2 protein-coding genes are annotated in these 1,016 nt (G+C 47.8%); both read left to right on the forward strand.

From position 1 onward, the window contains the following. The coding region (locus tag R7F67_RS25050; protein WP_318057562.1) for a sensor histidine kinase at positions 1 to 794 on the forward strand (794 nt) is incomplete at its 5' end. A gap of 20 nt (positions 795 to 814) precedes the next feature. After that, on the forward strand, positions 815 to 1,016 hold a 202-nt coding region (locus R7F67_RS25055; RefSeq protein WP_318057563.1), incomplete at its 3' end, for a response regulator.

The following is a 1,016-nucleotide window of genomic DNA, read 5'->3' on the forward strand; positions in this document are numbered from 1 at the left end:
ACGCGTACCACTTTTGGCTTGAGTATCGTTTTAGCAAAAGCAAACAAGCATTAGAGCTGACATCGCTAAGGCTGAAAGAGAAAAGCGAGCAGTTAGAACATTCACAAAGAGTGGCGATTGTCGGGGAAATTGGCAGCAGTCTGGCTCATGAATTAAATCAACCGCTGGCAGCCATTCGTAATTACAGTGAAGGTGGGTTACTGCGTCTTGCGAAGAAGCGTCCGCATGAAGATATTGTGCCTGTGCTAGAGAAAATACAGGGGCAAGTGGAACGAGCCGATGCCATCATTCAGCGTTTAAGAACGTTGATACGCAAACGCAGTGTTGATAAGACACCATGCGATATTCAAGCCTTGATTGCAGACACCATTGAGCTGCTTCATTTTCGAATGCAAAAGCAGAACGTCGCCATTGTGACCAGCGTTGAAGGAGAGATGCGTCCTCTACTGGCAGACTCCGTGGGCGTTCAGCAGGTTTTGGTTAATGTGATCAACAACGCCATTGATGCGTGTGCTTTGTTTCAGGAGAAATACCACTCGTCCGGCTACCAAGGTAAAATTGACCTGCACTGTGACTATCAAGCTAACCAGCTTTCTATTCGCATATTGGATAACGGCACTGGGTTACAGCAAGATAATCCGACCCAAGCTTTTGTGAGCTCTAAAGCCGAAGGACTTGGGCTGGGGCTGGCGATTTGTCGTGACGTAATGGAAATGCACGGCGGCGAGTTTCTCATTGCTTCGACCACGCCGCACGGCTGTTTGGTTGAGCTTGTGTTTCCTTATCAAAACTAATCGGTATTTAGGAGCAGTTAATGATCAGCAGTGAAAAGCAGCTGCCTGTTTATGTGGTTGACGATGACGAATCGGTGCGTGATTCGCTGGCTTTTATGCTGGAGGAGCATGACTTTAACGTGACGACTTTTGCTGATGGGCAATCTTTTCTCGACGAAGTGAACATTCATCAGGCCGGATGCGTGATCCTTGATAGCCGAATGCCTAACCTTCGTGGTCAGC

This window comes from Vibrio sp. YT-17, assembly GCF_033337375.1.
Taxonomy (GTDB): Bacteria; Pseudomonadota; Gammaproteobacteria; order Enterobacterales; family Vibrionaceae; genus Vibrio; species Vibrio alginolyticus.